The sequence below is a fragment of the Brucella grignonensis genome (genome assembly GCF_002252505.1).
GTDB classification, from domain to species: Bacteria; Pseudomonadota; Alphaproteobacteria; order Rhizobiales; family Rhizobiaceae; genus Brucella; species Brucella grignonensis.
On the sequence record NZ_NNRL01000076.1, the window covers coordinates 1 to 812 of the forward strand.

An 812-nucleotide genomic window follows, 5' to 3' on the forward strand; every position below is an offset into this window, starting at 1 on the left:
TCGTAGGTCTTGAACCGTTTGCGCCGATCCTTGACGGTCTCGACCGGCAGCCGGGAGATGCCATGGCGCTGGAGACAGCGGTGCAAGGCGCTGCGGCTGAGGTTTGGGATCGTATCTCTCAGGCAACCCAGCACATTATCCAGCGGCAACAGCGTCTTCTGGCGGAACCAGACCACCATGGCTTTCTCGGCCGGCGTCAGCACCGTGCTCTGGGGCGCCTTAGGCCCCATCGGCGCATCGACCGTCGTGGTCCGGCTACGCCACTTGGCTACCGTTTTGGGGTTCAGGCCGTAGCGGGCGGCAAGGGACCGGGTGCTCTCTTGCGACGCTTGGAACTCGGCTCGAAGATGCGGCGTCGTGCGGGCGCTGCCGTGAAGAACACTTGCCATAGCACATCCTCATCCTGACGACTCAGGATCAATGATGCACCATCACAGTCCGGGACCACACACCTAGCGCCAGACAACGTGACAACCCCGGAGAAGTGCTCCGGACGAACCGACAGGAATTCTTTTGTGGTGACATAGGTGTAGGGCGCGCCAAGCGTCGGGCTGCGTGGGCCGGAGGCGATGAGCTTCGCACCGCGCAGATGGCCGATCAGGTCGCGAGAAATCTCCTTGCCGAAAAAGGACGACAGTTCGGCGCGGGTGATCGGCTGGAAGTAGGCAATGCACATCAGCGCCAGCACTTCCGATTGCGTCAGGTCTTTGGCACGCCGCTCCGGCTGACGGCTGTGCCAAATGCACTGCGATGGCCTAGGCATAGGCAGGCCGTGTCAAATGTTTCCAACCGCCGGCGACCGCGACGAAGTC

General features: G+C 62.3%; 2 pseudogenes. Both read right to left on the minus strand.

Annotated elements, in window-relative coordinates:
• Nucleotides 1-389: pseudogene (locus CEV33_RS00900) on the minus strand (IS481 family transposase); the annotation flags it as partial.
• Nucleotides 284-812: pseudogene (gene scpB, locus CEV33_RS24750) on the minus strand (SMC-Scp complex subunit ScpB); the annotation flags it as partial. The pseudogenes scpB and CEV33_RS00900, both read right to left, overlap by 106 nt.